General features: G+C 71.3%; 20 protein-coding genes. 9 read left to right on the top strand and 11 right to left on the bottom strand.

From position 1 onward, the window contains the following. The first annotated feature begins 5 nt into the window (after positions 1–5). The gene (locus ACQPWU_RS40225; protein ID WP_433430917.1) at positions 6–1,079 is read left to right on the top strand and encodes an AAA family ATPase; all 1,074 of its coding nucleotides are present in this window, start codon (positions 6–8) and stop codon (positions 1,077–1,079) included. Further along, entirely contained in the window at positions 1,080–2,189 is a 1,110-nt protein-coding gene (locus ACQPWU_RS40220) for a DUF58 domain-containing protein (protein ID WP_433430916.1), read from the top strand. A 118-nt stretch (positions 2,190–2,307) separates the two neighbouring features. On the opposite strand, the gene ACQPWU_RS40215 is transcribed toward ACQPWU_RS40220, so the two are convergent. After that, complete coding sequence (locus ACQPWU_RS40215; protein WP_433430915.1) at positions 2,308–2,589, bottom strand: hypothetical protein; 282 nt, start codon at positions 2,587–2,589, stop codon at positions 2,308–2,310. Between ACQPWU_RS40215 and ACQPWU_RS40210 the strand changes: the two genes are divergently transcribed. Both ACQPWU_RS40210 and ACQPWU_RS40205 read left to right on the top strand, forming a co-directional pair. Beyond that, on the top strand, positions 2,579–4,585 hold the full coding sequence (locus ACQPWU_RS40210; RefSeq protein ID WP_433430914.1) for a DUF3488 and transglutaminase-like domain-containing protein: 2,007 nt from the start codon (positions 2,579–2,581) through the stop codon (positions 4,583–4,585). The two genes, ACQPWU_RS40215 and ACQPWU_RS40210, sit on opposite strands and share 11 nt — an antisense overlap. Before the next feature lie 8 nt (positions 4,586–4,593). After that, positions 4,594–5,538 (top strand): winged helix DNA-binding domain-containing protein, encoded by a 945-nt coding sequence (locus ACQPWU_RS40205; protein ID WP_433430913.1) that lies wholly within the window; start codon positions 4,594–4,596, stop codon positions 5,536–5,538. 23 nt (positions 5,539–5,561) lie between these two features. On the opposite strand, the gene ACQPWU_RS40200 is transcribed toward ACQPWU_RS40205, so the two are convergent. The 4 genes from ACQPWU_RS40200 to ACQPWU_RS40185 are packed head-to-tail and all read right to left on the bottom strand — an operon-like array spanning position 5,562 to position 9,254. Further along, complete coding sequence (locus tag ACQPWU_RS40200; protein WP_433430912.1) at positions 5,562–6,665, bottom strand: FAD-dependent monooxygenase; 1,104 nt, start codon at positions 6,663–6,665, stop codon at positions 5,562–5,564. Between the two features lie 12 nt (positions 6,666–6,677). After that, entirely contained in the window at positions 6,678–7,400 is a 723-nt protein-coding gene (locus tag ACQPWU_RS40195; protein WP_433430911.1) for a maleylpyruvate isomerase family mycothiol-dependent enzyme, read from the bottom strand. Further along, positions 7,393–8,217: a fumarylacetoacetate hydrolase family protein gene (locus tag ACQPWU_RS40190; protein ID WP_433430910.1), complete on the bottom strand. Its 825-nt coding sequence runs from the start codon at positions 8,215–8,217 to the stop codon at positions 7,393–7,395. The genes ACQPWU_RS40195 and ACQPWU_RS40190 overlap by 8 nt, the downstream gene beginning before the upstream one ends. Beyond that, entirely contained in the window at positions 8,214–9,254 is a 1,041-nt protein-coding gene (locus ACQPWU_RS40185) for a cupin domain-containing protein (RefSeq protein WP_433430909.1), read from the bottom strand. Before ACQPWU_RS40185 ends, ACQPWU_RS40190 begins: the two co-directional genes overlap by 4 nt. Positions 9,255–9,302: 48 nt before the next feature. Between ACQPWU_RS40185 and ACQPWU_RS40180 the strand changes: the two genes are divergently transcribed. Both ACQPWU_RS40180 and ACQPWU_RS40175 read left to right on the top strand, forming a co-directional pair. Beyond that, the gene (locus tag ACQPWU_RS40180) at positions 9,303–10,055 is read left to right on the top strand and encodes an IclR family transcriptional regulator (protein WP_433430908.1); all 753 of its coding nucleotides are present in this window, start codon (positions 9,303–9,305) and stop codon (positions 10,053–10,055) included. A gap of 39 nt (positions 10,056–10,094) precedes the next feature. Beyond that, positions 10,095–10,850, top strand: a complete 756-nt coding sequence (locus ACQPWU_RS40175) for a Clp protease N-terminal domain-containing protein (protein ID WP_433430907.1) — start codon at positions 10,095–10,097, stop codon at positions 10,848–10,850. 166 nt (positions 10,851–11,016) lie between these two features. On the opposite strand, the gene ACQPWU_RS40170 is transcribed toward ACQPWU_RS40175, so the two are convergent. The 4 genes from ACQPWU_RS40170 to ACQPWU_RS40155 are packed head-to-tail and all read right to left on the bottom strand — an operon-like array spanning position 11,017 to position 14,259. Next, positions 11,017–11,742 carry a hypothetical protein gene (locus ACQPWU_RS40170; RefSeq protein ID WP_433430906.1) on the bottom strand — a complete coding sequence of 242 codons (726 nt, stop codon included), beginning with the start codon at positions 11,740–11,742 and terminating at the stop codon, positions 11,017–11,019. Positions 11,743–11,764: 22 nt separating this feature from the next. Continuing rightward, positions 11,765–12,883 (bottom strand): magnesium and cobalt transport protein CorA, encoded by a 1,119-nt coding sequence (locus ACQPWU_RS40165; RefSeq protein WP_433430905.1) that lies wholly within the window; start codon positions 12,881–12,883, stop codon positions 11,765–11,767. Between the two features lie 16 nt (positions 12,884–12,899). After that, on the bottom strand, positions 12,900–13,367 hold the full coding sequence (locus ACQPWU_RS40160) for a nuclear transport factor 2 family protein (RefSeq protein WP_433430904.1): 468 nt from the start codon (positions 13,365–13,367) through the stop codon (positions 12,900–12,902). Between the two features lie 7 nt (positions 13,368–13,374). After that, positions 13,375–14,259 (bottom strand): amidohydrolase family protein, encoded by an 885-nt coding sequence (locus ACQPWU_RS40155; RefSeq protein ID WP_433430903.1) that lies wholly within the window; start codon positions 14,257–14,259, stop codon positions 13,375–13,377. Between the two features lie 34 nt (positions 14,260–14,293). Between ACQPWU_RS40155 and ACQPWU_RS40150 the strand changes: the two genes are divergently transcribed. Further along, on the top strand, positions 14,294–14,992 hold the full coding sequence (locus tag ACQPWU_RS40150; RefSeq protein ID WP_433430902.1) for a M50 family metallopeptidase: 699 nt from the start codon (positions 14,294–14,296) through the stop codon (positions 14,990–14,992). 47 nt (positions 14,993–15,039) lie between these two features. Beyond that, entirely contained in the window at positions 15,040–16,764 is a 1,725-nt protein-coding gene (locus tag ACQPWU_RS40145; RefSeq protein WP_433430901.1) for a serine/threonine-protein kinase, read from the top strand. On the opposite strand, the gene ACQPWU_RS40140 is transcribed toward ACQPWU_RS40145, so the two are convergent. Then, positions 16,753–18,972, bottom strand: a complete 2,220-nt coding sequence (locus ACQPWU_RS40140) for a dehydrogenase E1 component subunit alpha/beta (protein ID WP_433430900.1) — start codon at positions 18,970–18,972, stop codon at positions 16,753–16,755. The genes ACQPWU_RS40145 and ACQPWU_RS40140 overlap by 12 nt on opposite strands. Before the next feature lie 198 nt (positions 18,973–19,170). Between ACQPWU_RS40140 and ACQPWU_RS40135 the strand changes: the two genes are divergently transcribed. Continuing rightward, complete coding sequence (locus ACQPWU_RS40135; RefSeq protein WP_433430899.1) at positions 19,171–20,514, top strand: hypothetical protein; 1,344 nt, start codon at positions 19,171–19,173, stop codon at positions 20,512–20,514. A 52-nt stretch (positions 20,515–20,566) separates the two neighbouring features. Here ACQPWU_RS40135 and ACQPWU_RS40130 read toward each other — a convergent pair whose 3' ends face one another. Further along, positions 20,567–21,421, bottom strand: coding sequence for an ABC transporter permease (locus tag ACQPWU_RS40130; protein WP_433430898.1), 855 nt, complete (start codon positions 21,419–21,421; stop codon positions 20,567–20,569). Position 21,422: the final 1 nt, after the last annotated feature.

Here is a 21,422-nt window from a genome sequence, read left to right as displayed (position 1 = left end):
CTCAGTTGACCCAGTACAACTACCAGGACCCGTTCGAGCAGACCGCTCAGCCGTACCAGCAGCAGTTCGAGCAGCCGTACCAGCAACAACAGCAGGTCGAGCAGGCCTACCAGCAGCCGCAGCAGAGCGCGCAGCTGGCCGGGCAGTTCGCTCAGCGCTTTCAGTTGCTCGCCGGCAACATAGAGCGCATCATCCGCGGCAAGCACGAGGCGATCGAGCTCGCGCTGATCTGCCTGTTCGCCGAGGGGCACCTGCTCATCGAGGACGTGCCGGGCACCGGCAAGACCACGCTCGCCCGGTCCGTCGCGGCCAGCGTGGACGCCGAGTGGCGGCGCATCCAGTTCACCCCTGACCTGCTGCCCAGCGACATCACCGGCGTGTCGATCTTCAACCAGGCGCACCAGAAGTTCGAGTTCCACCACGGCCCCGTCTTCGCGAACATCGTGCTCGCCGACGAGATCAACCGCGCCTCGCCGAAGACCCAGGCCGCGCTGCTCGAGGTCATGGAGGAGCGCAGGGTCACGGTGGACGCGGAGCCGCATCCGGTGCCCAGGCCGTTCCTGGTGGTGGCCACGCAGAACCCGGTCGACATGGACGGCACGTACCCGCTGCCCGAGGCCCAGCTCGACCGGTTCCTGATGAAGATCTCCGTCGGCTATCCGGACCACGTCTCCGAGGTGGAGGTCCTCAAGGGCATGCCGACGGGGCCGCAGGTGGAGCGGCTGCCGGTGGTCGCGCGGGCGTCGGACGTGGCGGGAATGATCGACTTCGCCTCGCGGATCCACGTGGCCGACCCGGTGTACGACTACATCGTCGCGTTGTGCGCGGCCACCCGTACCAGCCCGCATCTGCGGCTCGGCGCCAGCCCCCGGGGGAGCCTGGCGCTGCTGCGCGCGGCCAGGGTCAAGGCGGCCGCCGCCGGGCGGCACTACGTGGTGCCGGAGGACGTCAAGGCGCTGGCCGTACCGGTGCTCGCGCACCGCCTGATCCTCACCCCCGAGGCCGAGCTGCGCGAGGTCACCGCGGCGGCCGCGCTCGGCGAGATCCTCGCCGGGATGCCGGTGCCGCAGGCGGCGTAGATGCGGCCCCCGCCACCGATCCGGCTCTCCGCGGTGCTGACTCCGCTGGGCTGGGGGACGCTCGCCGGGTCCGTCGCGCTGTACGCGGCCGGGTTCGCGCTCGGTTACCCCGAGCCCGTCGTGCTCGCCACCGGCGGCCTGCTCGCGCTGGCCGTCGCGCTCGCCTGGACCGCCCCCAAACCGAGGCTCGAGGTGCATCGCGAGATCACGCCGCTGAAGGTGCCGCGCGGCGACGCCGCCGTGGCCGTGCTGAACGTCTCCAACCTCGGCCGCCGTGGCCTGTCAGGCTTACGCGCCCAGGACCGGATCGGCGCCTCGGAGCACACCGTGGACCTGCCCAGGCTGCCGAAGGGCGCCGTCCGCACGGTGTCGTACCCGCTGCCGACGGACGTCCGCGGCGAGATCCCGGTGGGGCCGCTGCTGCTGATCCGGGCCGACCCGTTCGGGCTCACACGCCGCGTCAGGTCCTACGGCTCGCCCGTCACCCTCCTGGTACGGCCCCGCACGGTCGCGCTCCCCGTCCCCCCGTCCGGCAGGGCCCACCACCTGGAGGGCCCCACCAGCGACAACGCGCCCAGCGGCACGGTCACCTTCCACACCCTGCGCGAGTACGTCGTCGGCGACGACCTGCGCCACGTCCACTGGCGGTCCAGCGCCCGCACGGGAACGCTCATGGTCCGCCAGCTCATCGACGCCGGCCTCCCCACCACCACGGTGGTCCTGGACACGCGCTACCTCACGGAGCTCGCCGTGGACGCCGCCGCCTCGGTCGCACTGGCCGCCGCCAGAGCCGGTTTCCCGGTACGGCTCCTCACCGGCGACGGCCCCGTCCCGGACACCAAGGACCCCGAAAGCGTGCTGGACCGCCTGGCCCTGGTGAGGGCGGGCGCGGGGAGCGTCACGGAGCCGTTGCGCGTTGCGCGGGGCGGCGGCTCCCTGGTCCTGGTCACGGCCGACCCCGAGGAAGCCGGGCGCGCGGCCGGTGTGCGCCGGCGCTTCGACCGGGTGATCTGCGTCTACGTCGGCCCCGGCCAGGTCGCCGTCCCCGGAATCACGGTCCTCCCGATCGCCTCCTTGGACGCGCTCCCGCTCGCGTGGGGGTCCCGATGACCCACCACGCCCCGGACCCGCCGGGCCCCCACGCCCGGCCGGCCTCGACCTGGCCACCCTCGCCGACGGGAACTCCAGCGGGGACGCTTTCGGCGCCGGGTGACTCGGCGGGGGCGTTTCAGGCGTCGGGTAGCCCGGCGGGGGCGTTTGCGGCGTCGGGTGATTCGGCGGGCGAGGCGACGAGCGGTGCGCCATTGGGCGCCTCCGCGGTGAGGGCGTCGCCAAGCGGGGCGCACCCGACGAACGTCTCCCCGGTGGGCACGTCGCCAAGCGCCGCACGCCCGGCCGGCGCCTCGTCCCGGGCGTCGCGGCGTGGGCGTCCGGCGCGTGGGCCGGTGGCGGGCCGGGACGGGACGGCGTTGTGGCGGAGGCCGGCCGGGCTGGTGCTCGTGGCGGCCATCGCGGGCACGGCCGGTTGGGGGTTCCATCGCGTCTTCCCCGGCGCCGGCCTCCTGATCGCCGTCATCCCGGCGGCCACCGCCCCCGCCATGGTCGCCGCGCTCACACACAGGCGCCCCTTGTGGCTGGCCCTGGCCCTCGACCTGCTCCTCTGGCTCGCCGGCACCATCCCCCTCTACCAGGGCCTCGAGCCCGGCCTCTTCGCCGACGTGGCGAACTCGTGGCACGCCCTGCTCACCACCCTCCTCCCCGCCCAGCCCGAGCCGCACCTCCTCGTCCTCGTCCACACCCTGGTCTGGACGGCCGCCACCATCGGCGCCGAGACCATGGCCAGGACCCGCACCAGGATCGCGGCCGCCGTCCCCGCCCTCCTCGTCTTCGGCACAGCGCTCCTGCTGGGCGTGGACGGCGAGGGATCGAACCTGCCGGTCGCGGGCGCGCTGTTCGTGCTCATCGCCGCCCTGGCACTCCTGCGCGACGACCGCCCCCCGATCTGGATACTCGCCGGCATGCCGGCCGCCGCCGCGCTGGCCGCGCTGGCGCTGGTCGTGGGCCCGCTGCTGCCGATCGCCGCGCGGCCGTACAACCCCCGCGACGACGCCGACCTCCCCCCGCCCGTACGCGTCGACAGCGTCAGCCCGCTGGACCGGGTCTCGGCGTGGCTGCAGATCCCCGACAGGGAGCTGTTCACCGTCAAGGCGGACAAACCGCTCAACTGGCGGCTGGCCGTGCTCGACCGGTACGACGGCGTCCGATGGACCTCCGGCGCCCGCTTCCAGCCCACCGGCGGCAGGGTGCCCGAGGGCGACTGGACGGGCAAGGTGGACGTCGTGCGGCAGAAGGTGACGTTCGACGGACTCCCGGGCACCTGGCTGCCCGCGGCCGAGCGGCCCGAGCAGGTCAGCGGCGTACGAGGGCTGATGGTGGACCCCGAGAGCGGGGCGCTGCTGGCGGCCGCGAGGCCCGCCAAGGGGACGAGCTACGAGGTGACCTCGCGGGTCCCCAAGCCGTCCAAGGAGGAACTGCTCGCGGCCACGCCCGTGAACGACCCGAGCCTGACCGCGTTCCCCGCCGGACCGCAGCAGCGGCTGTTCCGCAGGCTCGCCCAGGAGGCCACCAAAGGCGCGACCACGCCGATCACGCAGGCGTACCGGCTGCAGAAGTACCTGCGCACCAACGCCGGCTACGACGTCACCGCGCCCCCGGGGCACTCGCTCAAGGGGCTGGAGTTCTTCCTGCAGACGACGCATCGGGGGACGTCCGAGCAGTTCGCGACCGCGTTCGCGCTCATGGCCAGGACGCTCGGGCTGCCCTCGCGGGTGGTGGTGGGGTTCCGGCCAGGGGAGGCGTCCGGCGGGATATATCACGTCAAGTCGGGCCATGTGATGGCGTGGGCGGAGATCAAGTTCGACAAGCTGGGCTGGCGGCCGTTCTACCCCACACCCGGCCGGAGCAGTGCCAAGGACGACCACGACGTCGTGTCGTCGGCCATCGAGGAGAGCGAGGAGCTGGAGGGCGAGTTCACTCAGGGCGGGGGCGACCGGCCCAAGACGTCACAGCCCCAGGCCACCGGCAACGGTGAGGAGCCCGAGAGCGGGCCGGCGATGTGGGTGGTCGCGTCGGTGGCGGGCGGGGCGCTGCTGGTGGCGTACGCGGGCGTGGTGACGGCCCTGCCGTGGTGGCGCAGGCGGAAGCGCCGCCGGGCCCAGGGGCCCGAGCAGCGGGTGCTCGGCGCGTGGCGGCAGACGTGCGACGACCTGGGCCTGAAGGGCCGGTACGCCCTGACGGCCGCGGACGTCGTCGCCCGGCAATCAGACGAAATATCAGCACACGTCAGGCCGCTAGCGGAAATTTCGAACTACGTCAGATACGCCCCCGACACCGTCACCGAGGACGCCGCCACCGCGGCCTGGCAGCGCAGCGACGCCATCCGCAGGGCCGTACGCGCCAGGACCCCTCTGACCACCCGCATCCGCAACCGCCTCCTCCTGCGATGATGCCCGGCATGAGAAGCGTCGAGGCCCAGCTCCTGCACCGCCCGCCGGGCCTGGCGCCAGGCGAGATCGTCAGGCGGCTGGGGGCGATGCAGGCCCAGGACGTCCCCGCCGCCCTGCTCGCCTTCCGCGCCCGCTCCGCCACCCTCACCAGGCAGGACGTCGGGACCGCCTCGCACGAACGCGAGATCGTCAGGACCTGGGGCCCGCGCGGCACGCTCCACTTCGTCCACGCCGACGACCTGCCCTGGCTGCACGCCCTCACCCGGCGCGCCACGAACACCCTGCGCCGCCTCCGCGAGGAGGGCGTCACCGGCGACGACCTGCTCGCGCTCATCGGCCGCGCCCTCGAGGGCCAGGGCCCGCTCACCAAGGCCCAGCTGGAGGAGCGCCTGGCGGGCCGCGCCCGCGGCCAGGGCGTCGTGCACCTGGTGGCGCTGGCCGCGCACCACGGCCTGGCCGTGCTGGGCCCGCTCCGCGCCGGCAAGCCCACGTACGTGCACACCGCCGACTGGCTGGGCGCCCCGATCACACCAGAGCCCGACCGCGACCGCGCGCTCAAGGAACTGGCCACGCGTTACCGCCGCGCCCACCACCCCGCCGAGCCCGAGGACCTGGCCGCCTGGTCGGGCCTGCCGCTGGGCGAGGCCCGCACCGCCTGGAGCCTGAGCGCCGCCGGCCCGCCGCCCCCGGAGGAGGGACTGATGGTACGCCTGGCGCCCGCCTTCGACGAATACCTGATGGGCTGGCGCAGCCGGGACCCGATCCTGGCGGCCGGGCACGCGAGGACGGTGTTCCCCGGCGGAGGCATCCTGCGGCCCGTCGTGCTGGTGGGCGGCGTGATCAGGGGCGTGTGGGGGCGGAAGGGCGCACAGGTGAGCGTCCAGCCGTTCGACGAGCTTCCCGGCGATCTACTCGACGCGGAGATCTCCGACGTGCGCCGCTTCCTGGAATGACCGCGGCGCCAGTGCCCTGATCGTCAGCCTCCATACAGCCAGTCGACGTAGGTGTGGCCGGCCATGTCCCTGGTCCGGAACAGCTCGTTGCGCAGCACCCTGGCCACGCCGTCCACGTGCCAGATGTCGCCCCACAGCCGCGCCGTCGTCTGCACGCGCGCCGTCCGGGGGACGCGGATCTCCTGGTACGCCGCCAGGGCCCGGTCCCAGTCGCGGGCCGCCGACTGCTCGGCCAGCTCGTGGGCGTCCTCGATGGCCTGGCACGCGCCCTGGGCCAGGTACTGGAGCATGGGGTGCGCGGCGTCCCCCAGCAGGGCGAGCCTGCCCTGCACCCAGGTGCCTATCGGCGGGCGGTCGAGCATGGGCCAGTGGCGGTCGCGCCACAGGTACGGCAGTCCCTTGCCGATCTCTTCGCAGCAGCCGTCGAAGGCCGCCTCCAGCTCGCAGGGACCCCGGAACACGGCGACCTGGTTGAGCAGCTCGCCGCCACGGAGGGCGTACTGGACGAAGTGGCAGTCGGGGCCCAGGTACGCGATCACCTCGGAGGTGTCGAAGCTCTCCGGCAGCGGACACGTGCCTCTATAGGCGACAAATCCGGAATCGTGGGGTAGGTCCGCTGAGAGCTGCGCCCGGAGCGCCGACTGCAGGCCGTCCGCCGCGACCACCACACTGCTCTCGTGCACCGAGCCGTCCGCGCAGTACGCCCGCGCCCTGCCCCTGTCGTCGGTCGCCACCCGCTCCACGTGCCGGCCGTTCAGCAGCTCCACGCCTGCCTTCTCGCAGGCCCGGAGGAGGACGGCGTGCAGGTCGCTGCGGTGCGCCACCACGTAAGGAGCCCGGTAGCGGTGCCGGAACTCCTCGCCCAGGTCGAGGTGGGTGAGCTCCTCGCCGGTCAGCGCGTCGCGGAAGACCAGCCGCCGGGGGAGCACGCCCGCCTCGATCACCTGGCCGAGCAGGCCCCAGCGGTCGAGCACCCGGGTGGCATTGGGGCCGAGCTGCAACCCGGCGCCCACCTCCCCGAACTCGGCCGACCGCTCCAGCAGCCTGACCGCCCGACCGGCCCTGGCCTGCGCGAAGGCGGCGGCCAGCCCGCCGATGCCGCCGCCGACCACGATCACCTCGGTCACGACACTCCTTCCTCAGAGCCAGCGCCCGATGGCGGGAGCGCCGGGGCCGGGTGCGGGGCCTCGCCCGGTGACCCAGGCGGCCAGCTCCGCGGCGGTGCCCCGCACCTCCGGCAGGCCGTCCGCCTTGGGCGGCCCGACCGCTTCGACGGGACCAGAGTGGCCGTTGGGCTGGGCGGTGACGTGCCAGGCGGCGTCCCGGTCCGTGGGCCGGAGCACCATCGCGGGCCCTTCGCCACGTCGCCCCCACTGCGCCGTCACGTCAGCGAGCAGCGCGTCGACCAGCTCGCCTGGAAGGTCCTCGAACCGCCCGCCCAGGTCGACGCCGTGCACCCACACCTCACGCGCCCGCATCCAGACCACCTCGGACGCGGGCACGAGCCGCCCCTGAGCGGTCCGCACCCGCGCGTCCCACTGCGCCCCGGACAGACCGCCGAGAGCCTCCCGCAGCTCCTCGGCCGTCTCCTTCACCAGGCTCTCCAGCTCGGTGGCGTCGAGCCGGGCGGCCAGGTCCTCGATCTCGGCGTCCCGGGCCGCGGCCGAGGCGTACATCGGCCGCTCCTCACCCGTACGCGCCCAATGCACGAGCCTGCCCAGAGCGCGGGCGTTCGCGGCGACGTGCGCAGCCACGTGACGTCCTGTCCATCCGGGCAACCGGCTCGCCCGCCCGAGATCGCTCCGGCGCAGGCGGGCCTCGAAATACGCGGTGCCGGAGTCCATCCAGCGCAGGTCAGCCATCGCGGCGCGCCACGTTCACCAGCTCGCCGACCCCCGCGATGCGCGTCACGACCTTGCTTCCGTCGCCGAGGTACCGAGGAGGCTTGCGTGCGTGCCCGACCCCGCCGGGCGTGCCGGTGGCGATGACGTCCCCGGGCCGCAGCGTGAGGATCTCCGACACGTACGAGATGAGCTGGGCCGGGCCGAAGACCAGGTCGGACGTGTCCGCCTCCTGCATCACCTCGCCGTCCACCTCGCACCACATGGTCATCGCCACACCCTCCAGCTCGTCGGGCGTGACGAGGAACGGGCCGAACGGCGTGCTTGCCTCGAAGGTCTTGCCCTGGAGCCACTGCAGCGTGCGGTTCTGGTAGTCGCGGGCCGTCACGTCGTTGATCACGGAGTAGCCCGCGATGGAGGCCTCCGCCTGTTCGGGCGACACGTTCCTGGCCTCCGTACCGATGATCACGGCCAGCTCGGCCTCCCAGTCCATGGCCTGGGAGACGGCGGGCAGCGCGATCTCGTCGTACGGCCCGGCCAGCGCCTCGGCGAACTTGGCGAACAGCGTCGGATACTCCGGCAGCTCGCGGCCCATCTCCAGGATGTGGTTGCGGTAGTTGAGCCCGACGCAGATGATCTTCCCGGGCCGGGGGACGACAGGGGCGAGGTCGGCCGTGGACAGCGGATGCCTGGGCCCGTCCGCGGCGGCCGCGGCGTCCCGCCAGCCGGGGCCGGCCAGCAGCGCCCCCACGTCGGGCGCCACGATCTCCACGGCCTGGTCGCCGTCGATCCTGGCGGCGGTCGTACGGCCGGGCAGCCGCAAAGTCGCGAGCTTCACGCGAGCTCCTCCCGGTACTGGTGCAGCCCTTCGAACACGGGCGTGTCGGCGAAACGGAACAGGTCGAAGCGGGTCTCGGCGCGGAACGACCACGCGCACCACGACGGCACCACGACGAGGTCCCCCCGCGACAGCCGCCGCTCGTCGCCGTCGAGCGTCACGAACCCCTCGCCGTCGAACACCTGGTAGACCGACGAGCCCACCTCCCTCCGCGCGGTGGTCGCGGTCCCCGGCCGCAACCGGTGGAACTCGGCCCTGATCGTCGGCATGACGTCGCCGCCGGTGGTGGGGTTCGTGTAGCGGACGGCGGCGTGGCCGGGCCCGACGGTCCCCGGGTGGCCCTCGTCCTCCAGCGCGAGCTGCTCGTCCAGCGCGCGATCGGTGTGCTCCCACCGGTAGGCGGCGATCGGCGAACTGGGCGTGGCTCCGAGCGCCGACACGGGACGCAGCCCCGGATGCGCCCACAGCCGTTCGGAGCGCGACACGCTCGGCGTGGTGACGTCGGTGACCTGGTCGGGGCCGAACTCGAAGAAGGAGGTGTCGGTGTGGTGCACGAGCGGGATGTCCAGCCCGTCGATCCAGGCCATCGGGGCGTCGGTGGTGTTGTGGTGCCCGTGGAACTGCCAGCCGGGCGTCAGCAGGAAGTCGCCGCGCCGCATGGCGACCGGGTCGCCGTTCACGACGGTCCAGACGCCCTCGCCCTCGACGACGAAGCGGAAGGCGTTCTGGGTGTGGCGGTGCTCGGGGGCTACCTCGCGCGGGCCCAGGTACTGGATGGCCGCCCAGAGCGTCGGCGTCGCGTACGGCAGCCCGTCCAGGCCGGGGTTGGCCAGCGCGATCGCCCGCCGCTCCCCGCCCCGCCCCACGGGCACCAGCTCGCCGGCCCGCTCGGCCAGCGGGTGGAGCGTCTTCCACTCCCACACGTGCGGCCTGGCCTTGGGCTTCGGATGTACGGGCATCAGGTCGCCGACCTGGGTCCACAGCGGTATGAGATCTTCCGCCGCGAAGTCCGCGTAGAGCCTCTCCTCGGGGTTCATGGTGCCCACGCTAGGAGTTGATTCTGTGTTCCGCACTAATGTTCTTCTATGAAGAACAGGCCCGCGTACGCCCTGGGCTCGGTCGACAACGTGCTGCTGCTCCTGCACATGCTGCGCGACCAGGGGCGGCTCAAGGTCACCGACGTCGCCAGGGAGCTGGGCATCGCCCGGTCGACCGCCCACCGCCTGCTGGCCATGCTGGTCTATCGCGACTTCGCCGTACAGGACGAGCACCACACGTACCTGCCCGGCCCGTTCCTCACCTCGACGCAGGCGACGCCTGGCGGCACGGGCCTGCGCGAGTTGCGCGCCCGGGTCAGGCCCGCGATGGAGGCCCTGTGCGCGCGGGCCGCGGAGACCGTGAACCTCATGGTCAGGGTCGGCACGGAGGTGCGCTTCCTGGACAGCGTTGAGTCGTCGCAGATCCTGCACGTGGGCGACCGGCGGGGCACGATCCTGCCGGCCCGGCAGGCGTCCGGCGGCAAGGTCCTGCTCGCGACGCTGCCCCACAGCTGGCTCTGGGAGCTCTACCCGGACCTAGCCGACGCGGAGCGCGCCGCGCTGGCCCGCGAGCTCGACGAGGTCCGGGTACGCGGATACGCCCTGAACATCGAAGGGACCGAGCAGGGCGTCTCGGCCATCGGCGTCGCCCTGCGCAACGGGAGCGGGTCGGCGGTGGCGGCACTGTCGATCTCGGCGCCGTCCGCGCGGTTCGGGATGGATCGCGTGGCGGCGTTCGCGAAGGAGTTGCGCCGCGCGGGAGCGGAGGCGGAACAGGCCCTGGCAGGCTTCCCCGATTAGCTCATTGCCGTGTAACCCCTCTGGGGTTACAGTAGGGGTATGCCAAAGATCAACGTGTATCTGCCGGATGAGCTGGCGGAGGCCGTCAAGCAGGCCGGCGTGCCGGTGTCGGCGGTCTGCCAGCGAGCACTCGAGCAGGCGGTGCGCCGGGTGACCGCCATCAGGGAGACCGTCCTGGCCGATCTCGACCTGGAGGAGCCGACGGGGGCGCTGACCCACCTGACGGCGAGAACGCGTACCGTGCTCAAGCTCGCCGCCGACCAGGCCCGAGCGGAGGGGGCCGCGAGCGTCGGGACCGAGCACCTGCTCGGCGGCATGCTGACCGAGGGCGGCAACCTGGGGCTGCGCGTCCTGCACGCCATGGACATCGAGCCCGAACAGGTCAGACGCGACCTCGCCCACCGCCACCAGCCGGCGACGGACACGGAGGCGGACGGGCCGCGGAGCTTCAGCGGGACCGCGGCCAACGCGCTCGAGTTCGCCGTCACCGAGGCCACCTCGCTGGGCCACAACTACGTCGGGTGCGAGCACCTCCTGCTGGGCCTGGTCGCCGAGCCGGACGGGACCGCCGGCCAGGTCCTGCGCGCGCTGGGCGCCGAGCCCCGGCTCACCCGGCGCGCCGTGACCGCGGCCCTGGCCGGCTACGTCCACCTGCGCGCCCAGACCCAGCAGGGCGGGCCCGCCACCCAAGGCGGGGATCAGCTCGCGGCGCTGGCCACGGTGTTCAGGAACGAGCTCCAGTCGATCGGGCAGCGCCTGGAACGCCTGGAACAGCACGTCGGCCTGAACGCCTGAGGACCTCCCGTGAAAGCCGCCGGCCGCGGGCGCGTGCTCGCGGCCCTTCGCCCCGCTCTCGCGGCGCTGATCGTGGTCGGCCTCGTGATCGCGGCCCTGTGGTGACCGGGCACGGACCGAGCCAAGGGCACGCCCATTTTGGCGATCATCACTCGAGCCACCGCCGTCAGGCGACCTTGGAGGAGCTCGCCGTCCAGGTGTTGCACGCGCCGGGCTTGCCCGCCTTGTAGCCCTTCTCGATCCAGTACAGGCGGTTGGCGGTCTTGCCCTGGTACCTGTTCTTCCAGAAGTCCTGGACCTTGATCACGGGCTTCCAGTCCTTGACCACCCGCCCCAGGGTCTTCGCCGACACGCCCACGAAGCAGTCGGTCTGCAGGTAGTACCGGCGATTCTGCTCGTTCATGAGGGATTCCGACCCGTCGTTCTGCATCCCCCACCAGGCTTTCCCGATGCCGGTCTGCCCGGTCACGACCCCGCTCCATGTCCTGACCACGGAGGTGAACACCGCGAGATCGTTCTTGGCCCTGATCCAGTCATCGGCCAGCCGCACCTGGATGGACGTGGCGCAGATCTCGGAAAAGGAGCCGGAGATCTCCATGCCGGTGGAGCAGGACTCCTTGTCGGAGGCCTCCTTGAATTCCACCTTCACCGGCTCGAAATCCTTGATGGCCGGTTTCCACGCCGAGTTCAGGCAGCCGACGAGTTCGGTGATGTATTTCCGCGTGGAGGCCTTGCTCGTGCCCTTGCTCAGTTCGCAGGAGACTTTGGAGGGCTTGGCCTTGTAGAGGGCGTTCTGGGTCAGCTCGGGAGCGCCCTTCACCGGCTCGGCGTACGCGGTGCCGGAAAGGAGCGCCAGACCGGTGGCGGTCCCCGCCAATAAACGAGTGATCATGAGGCGGGATACTAGCGAAAGGTCAGAGCCAGTTGCGCTTTTTGAAGACCACGTAGAGGGTCAAGCAGACGGCCGCCATGAGCACGATCGCGAACGGGTAGCCGAACATCCAGTGTGTTTCCGGCATGAAGTCGAAGTTCATCCCGTAAATGGTCCCGACCAGGGTCGGCGCGAAGAGGATGGCGGCCCAGGCGGAGATCTTCTTGACCTCCTCGCCCTGCTGGATGCTCGCCTCGGTCATCCGGGCCATCTCCGCGTTCTGCGCCTGCGTCACCAGCGTCGAGTTGATGACCAGGATGTTCTGCAGCATCGTCCGGAAGGACGAGATCCGCTCCGCCACGGTGATCGCGTGGTCGGCCACGTCACGCAGGTAGCTCTGCAACTCGTCGTTGACGCCGTACTTCGGCGCCCCCGCGATGAGCGCGTGCAACATGCCCACCAGCGGTGACGTGGCCCGCTGGAACTCGATCACCTCGCCGGACAGCTCGTAGACGCGCCGCGACACCGAGGGGTCGCCGCCGAAGACCTGGACCTCGATCTCCTCGATGTCCTTCTGCAGCCCGGCCACCACCGGCGCGTAGCCGTCGACCACCGCGTCGAGGATGGCGTAGAGCACGGCCTGCGGGCCCTGCCGGAGCAGCTCGGGGTCCGACTCCATGCGTTTGCGTACGCCCTGCAGGTCGGGCGCCTCCGCGTGGCGTACGGTGATCACGAAGTTGGGCCCGACGAAGACGTGCACCTCCCCGAACGCGACCTCCTCCACGTCGTCCAGGTAGCGTGCGGCCCGCAGCACCACGAAGAGCGTGTCGCCGTAGCGGTCGGCCTTGGGCCGCTGGGAGCCGACGATCGCGTCCTCCAGCGCCAGCTCGTGCAGCTCGAACTCCTCGCCGAGCTTGACCAGCTCCCACTCCTTCGGCCGGTAGAGGCCGATCCAGGCCATGCTGTCCGGCATCTGCTTGAGCCGCTCGAAGGCGTCGGCGAGGGAGCCGGGATTGTCTACTCGCTCGCCGTTCTGGTAGATCGCGTTGTCGATGACGGTCGGACGGTAGGGGCGCTCCTCCGTGGCACGCGGGTCCATCGAGTGCTCGGGCGCTTCCTCGCGTGCGTCACCGCTGCGCCTGAACCCCTTCACCCTGGCCATTGCCCACTTCCTGGAATTACGAGAGCTCGTCGAGCTGCTGTGCGGCGCGGTCTCTGATGGTCTGGCGCCACATCGGCGTCCAGCCGATCAGCAGCCCGTGTGGCCTGCCGAGCGCCATCTTCGACCAGCGCTTGAAGTCGAATTCGTCGTGATGGCGGACGATCAGATCGTCCTCGAACCTGAACAGCGCGTCGATCTCGTTGACGACCTCGCGCCCAGTGCTCGAGAACGTGTACCGCGCTGTCCAGTGCGCGGTCCCGGTGTAATCGTCGGCCGTCACGTCACGATATGCGGACTTCACCCCGTCGCGCACGCCGAGCTGGAGCTGCCACATCCTCATCACCTTGTCGCGCCCCTCGACTTCCTGGAAGATCGGATCGCCGAAGCTGACGTCAAGGTGATAGCAGCGCTCCATGGCGGCGAAGTCCGCACGGCCCAGAGCGTCGAAGAAAGCGCCGATGAGCGCCACGTGCCGATCATTCACCTTCCTATCAGATCACGGCCGCGCCGTTGTCCCAGCACACAGCCCGCAACCAGTCATCGCCCAGGTCCAGCCGGGCGAGGGCGTCCAGCTGATGCGCGTAGGAGTGAGGAATCGTCGGAAAGTCAGAGCCGAGCACCACCTTCCCCGAAAGGCCCAGATCAAGCAACGCGGGCCGCAACCGTTCGGGAAACGGCATCCCCAGCTCGCAGAAGTCGGTGAAGGCCATCGTGGTGTCCAGTGCGACCCGCTCGTAGCGGCCGGCCAGCTCGAAGAACGGGTCGTACTCCGGCATCCCGAGATGTGCGATCACCACCCGCAGCCGCGGATGCCTGCGCAGGACCTCGCCGATCGGCTCCGCCCCGATGTAGCCGCCGGGCACGGGGACCGAGCTGGCGTGCGTCACCACCGGCACGCCCGCGTCCGCCAGCAGCCCCCAGACCTCGTCCAGCTCGCCGGCCCGCGGGTCGAACCCGCCGACCTGCAGGTGCACCTTGAAGATCTTCGCGCCGTCATCCAGCGCCCGGCGCACGTACTCCACGGCTCCAGGCTCCGGGTAGAAGGTCGCCGAAGGCAGGCATTCAGGTGTACGGCGGGCGAAATCCAGCGTCCAGGCATTGAGGTCGGCCGCCATGTCGGGCTTGTGCGCGTAGGCGAGGGCGGGGAACTTCCGTACGCCCATCGCCCGCAGCCGCTCGACCCGCTCCTCCACCGGCCACTCGTACTCGATCTTCCAGCCGTTTCCCATCAGCGGGCCACCGTGCCTGAAGTGGTGCCACACGCGCCGCTCCATCCGCTCCGGCAGGAAGTGCACGTGAAGATCGATCAGGCCGGGCAGCCCGAGCCCCCGCCACCAGTCCGGCACCCGCGCGTCAGAATGTTGTTCTGTGGCCACGGACGAGACTTTACCTGGATAGTGTTTCTCCTCGATGGAACAGCTCTGGGCCCACCTGATCAAGGTTCAGCCTGACCCCGACCCCTGGGTCGTGGGGGTCTCGGCTCTGGCCGCGCTCATGCTCGTCGGCTTCCGCATGCCCTGGCAGGTGTCCAGAGGCCTGATCACGATCGCGCACGAGGGCGGCCACGCGCTGATGGCGCTCGTCACCCGGCGCAAGCTCGAAGGCATCCGCCTCCACTCCGACACCTCCGGCGTGACGCTGACCAGGGGCAGGCCCACCGGGCCCGGCATGGTGCTGACCGCGCTCGCCGGCTACCTCGCGCCGCCGCTGCTGGGGCTGGCCGCCGCCTGGCTGACCGAGATGGGGCACATCACGCTGCTGATCTGGGGCGTGCTGCTGTTCCTGGTCTGCATGCTGCTGCTCATCCGCAACCTGTACGGCGCCCTGATCCTGCTGGCCACCGGCGGCGCCGTCTTCGCCCTGATCATGTACGCGCCGGCCGAGGTCCAGCAGGTCGTCGCCCTGGTCGCGGTCTGGTTCCTGCTGTTCGGCGGGATCAGGCCGATCATCGAGTTACAGCGCAAGCGGCGCAGGCGGCAGGCGAGGGACTCCGACGCGGACCAACTGGCCAGGCTGACGTTCCTGCCCGGCGGGTTCTACGTGTTCTTCTTCCTGCTGGTGTCGCTCGTTTCCGTGGTCTTCGGGGCGTACCTCATGAATCCGCTCTAGTCACGATATTTCGCACTAAACTCGCCCCATAACAGGGGGGGAGTGCCGTGCTGCCAGTCGAGGACGCGCCCGGCTACCGGGTACTCGATCAGGCGGGCCAGGGCGGGTTCGCCGTCGTGTACCGCGCCTACCAGGAGCGCCTCGACCGGGTCGTGGCGCTCAAGGTGCTGTCCGTCGACCGGGTCGACCAGCGCACGATGCGCAGGTTCCAGCGCGAGCTGCAGCTCACGGGCCGCCTCACCGGCCATCCCAACGTCGTGACCGTCTTCGACACCGGCGTGACGCGCTCCGGCAAGCCGTACATCGCGATGGACTTCTTCGAGAACGGCTCGCTGCGCGACAAGGTCCGCACGGAGGGGCCGCTGCCGGTGCCCGACGTGCTGCGGGCCGGGGTGAAGCTGGCCGGGGCGCTGGCCGCCGTACACGAGGCCGGGGTCCTGCACGGCGACATCAAGCCGCAGAACATCCTCATCTCCCGGTACGGCGAGCTCGCCATCGCCGACTTCGGCGTGGCCAGGGTCGTCGACTCCTCGGAGATCTCGGCCACGTCGCAGGCGTTCACCCCGCTGCACGCCGCCCCCGAGGTGCTCACCGGCCGGCCCCACTCCGCCTCGACCGACATCTACTCGCTCGGCTCGACCCTCTACCACCTGCTGGCAGGCCGGCCCGCCTTCCACAACCCGGCCGACCCGTCGATCGCGCCCCTCATGTACCGGGTGCTCAGCATCGACCCGCCCCCGATCAACCGCTCCGACGTGCCGCCGCCGGTCTTCGAGACGATCCTGCGCGCGATGTCCAAGCAGCCGGAGGCCCGGTACGGCTCCGCACGCGAGTTCGCCCGGCGGCTGCGGGAGGTGCAGGCCGAGCTGGGCCTGTCGGTGACGGACCTGGTGGGCCAGGACCCCGGCCCCGGACCGGCGATGTCCACGGTTCCCCGCACCCGCTTCGACGACCCGCCTGCCGGCAACCCCGGTCCGTCCCAACTGCCGACCACGGGCCACCACCTGCCCGGCGCCGCCCACCCGGCGCCGTTCGGCACGCAGGGGGCGGGCAGCGGTGGCACGGGTGCCGGTGGCATGCACGCGACGGGTCAGCATCTGCTCCAGGGGACGGGCCCGCAGGCGACGGGTCCGGGCCACCTGGCGTCCGGGCAACCGGGCTCGCAGGGGGCGGGCAGCGGCGGCATGCAGCCGGCTGGCCCCTCCGGCTTACAGGCGACCGGGGTGCCCCCGCACTCCGCCGTCGCGTATTCGGCTGTAACGAACCCTTCCGTCCAGGGCGGGGAGCCCGAAAGGGGGCGCCTGCAGCGGAGCCTCGTGATCGGGGCGGCGGTGGCGGCCGTCGTCATCGGCGGCTCGAGTGCGGCGATCTACCTCTCACTCCAGCAGCCCCAGACACCCCAGACCGCCCAGCCGAAGACGTCCGAGCCCGGCTCTCAGGACACCGTCCCCATCGACAAGAAGTCCATAGCCGCGCTCACCCCCCGCGGTCTCAAGGCGAAGGACCAGGGCACCCTGGTCGAGCTGCGGTGGACGCTCCCGGCCGGCGCCGGCCGCTACCCCGTGGTCCTCCAGCGCTCCCCGGTCAAGAAGGGCGAGCACCCCATCACCGCCCTGGGCCAGGGCGCCACCGCGACCCGCGTCGCAGGCCTGGACCCGGGCACCGGCTACTGCTTCCTGGTGGGCGTCCCGCTCCAGATCTCGGAGAACTCCACGGTCGCGTGGTCCAAGCCGGCGTGCATCCGCGGAGCCGTGGTCCGCTCAACCCAGTAGCTTGCGCGCCGCCTGCTCGATCTCGTCCTCCGATAGCAGCACGTGGTCGGCCGCCTTACCGAGGGGGATGAAGCTGTCGGCCGAGGTCACCCGGCCGATCTTCCCGGTGAACCCGGCGTCGACCAGCTCCGCCACGATCGCCTCGGAGACGCCGCCGGTGTGCCGGGTCTCGTCGGCGATCAGGACGTTGCCGGTCAGCTCGGCCGCCCGCAGCAGGTCCTCCGTCGGCAGCGGCGCCAGCCAGCGCAGGTCGAGGACACGACACCCGACGTTCTCCTGGGTCAGCCGCACGGCGGCCCGCAGGCTCATCCGCACGCCGTTGCCGAACGTCACGATCGTCAGATCGCGCCCGTCGCCGTAGGAGCGCGCCCGCCCGATGGGCACGTGCGTCTCCGCCCAGCGCCCGGGCGGCGGGTAGGGCGCGAGCCAGCCGCCGTCGCCCTCCTCGAACAGGTCACGCGTGTGATAGAGCGCGATCGGCTCCAGGAACACGCACACCGAGCCGCTCGTGCGGGCCGCCGCCAGGCAGGTGCGCAGCATGGCCGCGGCGTCGTCGGGACGGGCGGGCGAGGCGATGACCAGGCCGGGGATGTCGCGCAGCGCGGCCACCGCGTTGTCGTTGTGGAAGTGCCCGCCGAACCCCTTCTGGTAGGCGTACGCGGCCACCCGCACCACCATCGGGTTGGTGTAGGAGCCACGCGAGAAGAACGACAGCGTGGCCGCCTCCCCGCGGATCTGGTCGAGCGCGTTGTGCAGGTAGGCCAGATACTGGATCTCGGGCACGGGGAGCAGCCCCGACACGCCTGAGCCGAGCGCCAGCCCCAGGATGGCCTGCTCGTCGAGCAACGTGTCGAACACCTGCCCGGCGCCGAACCTCTTCTGCAGCCCCCTGGTCACTCCGTAGACGCCGCCCTTCTTGGCGACGTCCTCGCCGAACACCGTCATCTCCGGGTAGACGGCCAGCGCGTCGGCGAGCGTGCGGTTGACGGCCTGTGAGAGCGTCATCGGCTTGTCGTGCTCGGGCAGCGAGCCCGCGAAGGCCTTCGTCCTGGCCGCGGCCGTGGCCGCCATCGGGCTGATCTTCGCGATCAGCTCGGGCTTGCGCGGTGCGAGCGGCTCCATGATCTCCTTGGCGGAGCCGAGCCGCGGGCTGCGCGTCGTCTCGAGCGCGATCCGCAGCACGTGCTCGCGCTGTGACTCGTAGGTCTTGAGCAGCTCGTCCGGCGTGGTCAGCCCGGCCCCCACCAGCAGCGCCGCCGTGCGGACCAGCGGGTCGCGCTCGAGGTCGGCCCTGATCTCCCGCTGAGTGCGGTAGGCCTGCTCGACGTCGGACCCGGCGTGGCCCATCAGCCGCACGGTGGACAGGTGGAGGAAGGCGGGGGAGCGGCGCTCGCGTACGTGCCGGACCGCGCGGACGGCGGCGTCGTACGCCTCGGCCAGATCGCAGCCGTCGGCGGCGAAGTACTCGATGCCGGGACGCCGCGCGGCCGACTCCACCCAGCCCTTGGGTGTGCGGACGCTGATGCCGATGCCGTTGTCCTCGCACACGAACAGGATCGGCAGCGGCTGCCCCTGGTAGGTGGCGTAGGAAGCGATGTTGAGGCCGCTCAGGGCGCTCGCGTGGTTGATCGAGGCGTCGCCGAAGCTGCACACCGTGACCGCGTCCGCCGGCCAGAGGGACGGCGCGCCGAGCGCCTTGGCCCGCTCGATGGCGAACGCCACGCCCACCGCCCTGGGCAGGTGGCTGGCGATCGTCGAGGTCTGGGGGATGACGGCCAGATCGGGATGGCCGAACACCTTGTGCCTGCCGCCCGCGATCGGCTCGTCGGCCGCCGCGGTCAGGCCCATGAGCACGTCGCGGAGGCCCTGCTCGGGCAGCCTGCCGGCCTGCTCGGACCTGGCCAGGTAGAAGGCGCCCGAGCGATAGTGGAGCAGGGCGGGGTCGGTGGGCAGCAGGGCGGCGGCGACGGCCGCGTTGCCCTCGTGACCGGCCGAGCCGATCGTGTAGAAGCCCTCGTCCTGCTCGCGCAGCCAACGGGCCGCGATGTCCAGCAGGCGGCTGTCGACCTGGCGTTGGTACAGCTTCACGCACTGCTCGCCGGTCAGGGACGTGCCCTCGCGGACCGGCTGCCCCGGATCTCGTGCGGGGCCCGCCTCAAGCGTCGCAATTGCCTGAGTGAAATGAGTCTCAACAGTGTCGCGCGCCACACACCGATTATGTCTTCGTTCGGCGCTGACGTCTGCTGGACGCCGCCCACATCTTGTGGACCGGTCCGATTGACCCCCATCAATAACGGTTTGTCAGATTTCCGAACTTTCGGGCCGGAGCGTACGTCTACTGAGATGACATACGTGGCACCCTCAATGCCGCGTTGAAACCCCTGGGGTCTCCAGAAAGGAACCCGCATGTTACAACGCATCCGCGTGGCCGCCCTCGCCATCGCGCTGGGCGCCGGGGCACTCGTCCTGGTACCCACCGCCGCGACGGCCGCCGCGGACCCCGTCATCACTCGAGTGGAGATCAACCCCGGCCCGCCGGTCGACGTCACGAACGGCGCGGTCACGGCCACGTTCAGCTTCGCCACCAAGGGGGCTGACAAGGCCGAGCTCCAGCTCAAGCCCCCGGGCGACATCAGCGTCGGCAAGCCCGTCGACCTGACGTCCGCCAAGAACGGCGACTGGACCAAGTGGACCGGCACCAAGTCCTTCGACTCCTCCAGCACCGGCACGTGGAGCTGGCTGGCCATCGCCGGCGGCGCCTCCCGCGGCGGCACGTTCGAGGTCGTCGCCAAGAAGGTGCTCGACACCAAGATCGTCGACTTCGACGCCGGCCCCGACTTCGTGGACAGGGGCGACCTGGTCAAGGTCTCCGGCCGGCTGCTCGCCGACGGCAAGGGGTACGGCGCGCAGAGCGTCGCGATCACCTTCCGCGCGCGGGGCGCCGACGCCTACCGTGAGATCACCAAGGTGACGACCGGTGCCGACGGCTCGTTCAGCGCCACCGTACGGGCCCGCGAGACGGGCTGGTGGCGGGCCGAGTTCGCGGCCACGTCCGGCGCGAAGGGCTCGGTCAGCGACGCCGACAGGGTGGACGTCAGGCGCGGCGACCGCAGCAGCAGGATCGCCGGCTTCGACGCCCGGCCCGAGCCCGTGGACAAGGGCGACCGGCTCACGTTCACCGGCGCCCTGCAGGTCGAGGGCCGCGACGGCGTTGCCGGCGAGCGCGTGTCGATCTTCTTCCGGGCCGGCGGCTCGCAGAGGTGGGAGTACGTCACCAGCGACGTGACCGGCCGCGACGGCCGCTTCTGGGCCTCCGCCACCGCGCAGACCTCTGGTTGGTGGCGCGCCGAGTACTCGGGCACCCGCGGTGTGCGCGGCTCGGTCAGCGGCGCGGACTGGGTCGAGGTCACCCAGCCCGCCCCGGCGCCCGCCAAGGCGGACACGCGGCTGATCAAGTTCAACGCGTACCCGGAGCCGGTCAAGCGCGGCAAGTACGTCAAGGTCGCGGGCAAGCTGCAGATCGACGACGAGGGCTCCTGGGCGGGCTACTCGGGCAAGGTGGCGCTGTACTTCAAGCGTGCGGGCTCGCACAAGTGGGAGTACGTGAAGACCACCAGGTCGAGTGAGAGCGGCCGCCTCTACACCAAGGTCAAGGCGTGGAACTCGGGCAGCTGGCGGTTCGTGTTCGCCGGCGACGAGGACGCCTACGGCGACACCAGCCGCTCGGACTACGTCCGCGTGAAGCGCTGACCGCCTGACACAAGCCGAGGCCCGGGGACATCACCCCGGGCCTCCGCTTGCGCTATTCCGCCCGCCTGAACTCCGCGATCGCGACCCCCAGCAGGACCAGCCCCAGGGCGGCCACGATCCCGATGTCCAGCCCCACCGGCACCTGGAAGTCGAACCACCGGACCCCCGGATTCAGCACCGCGCTCACCCGTGCGGGCACGTCCAGATGCGAGAAGACCGCCTCGCGCAGCGGGTCGACCGCGTACGTCATCGGATTGACCACGGTCAGCAGGTGCAGCCACGAAGGCAGGTTCGCCAGCGGGAACATGGCCCCCGACAGGAACATCATGGGCATGATCGCCATCTGCATCAGACCGAAGAAGGACTGCATGTTCTTCATCCGGGCGGCCAGCATCACCCCGAAGGCCGTGATCGTGAACGCCGCGAGGAACATCTCCGCCAGCAGCGTCACGATGAGCACGGGCGAGTAGGGCACCCCCACCAGCCCCGCCAGGGCCAGGATGACGACGCCCTGCCCGGTGGCCACGATGGCGCCGCCCAGGCACTTGCCGACCACGATCGCCCCGCGCGAGACGGGCGCGACCAGCATCTCCCTGAGGAAGCCGAACTCGCGGTCCCAGACGATGGACCCCGCAGAGAACATCGCGGTCATGATCACGGTCATGGAGATCATGCCGGGATACATGAACGTGCGGTAGTCGATCCCCGGGATCGCCCCCCGCACCAGCGACCCCAGCCCGGTGCCCATGACGAACAGCCACAGCACGGGCTGCACGAGCGTGGACAGCATGCGGGTGCGGTCGTTGAGGAAGCGCAGCAGCTCCCGGTGGAGCACTATCTTGATCGCCCGTACGTCGTGCCCGGCGCTGCGGGCCGGCACGCGGACGCTGATGGCCTCTGCCGCCATG

The sequence above is a fragment of the Nonomuraea sp. CA-141351 genome (assembly GCF_050944675.1).
In the GTDB taxonomy this organism is placed as follows: Bacteria; Actinomycetota; Actinomycetes; order Streptosporangiales; family Streptosporangiaceae; genus Nonomuraea.
This window is presented reverse-complemented; position numbering and strand designations above follow the sequence as displayed.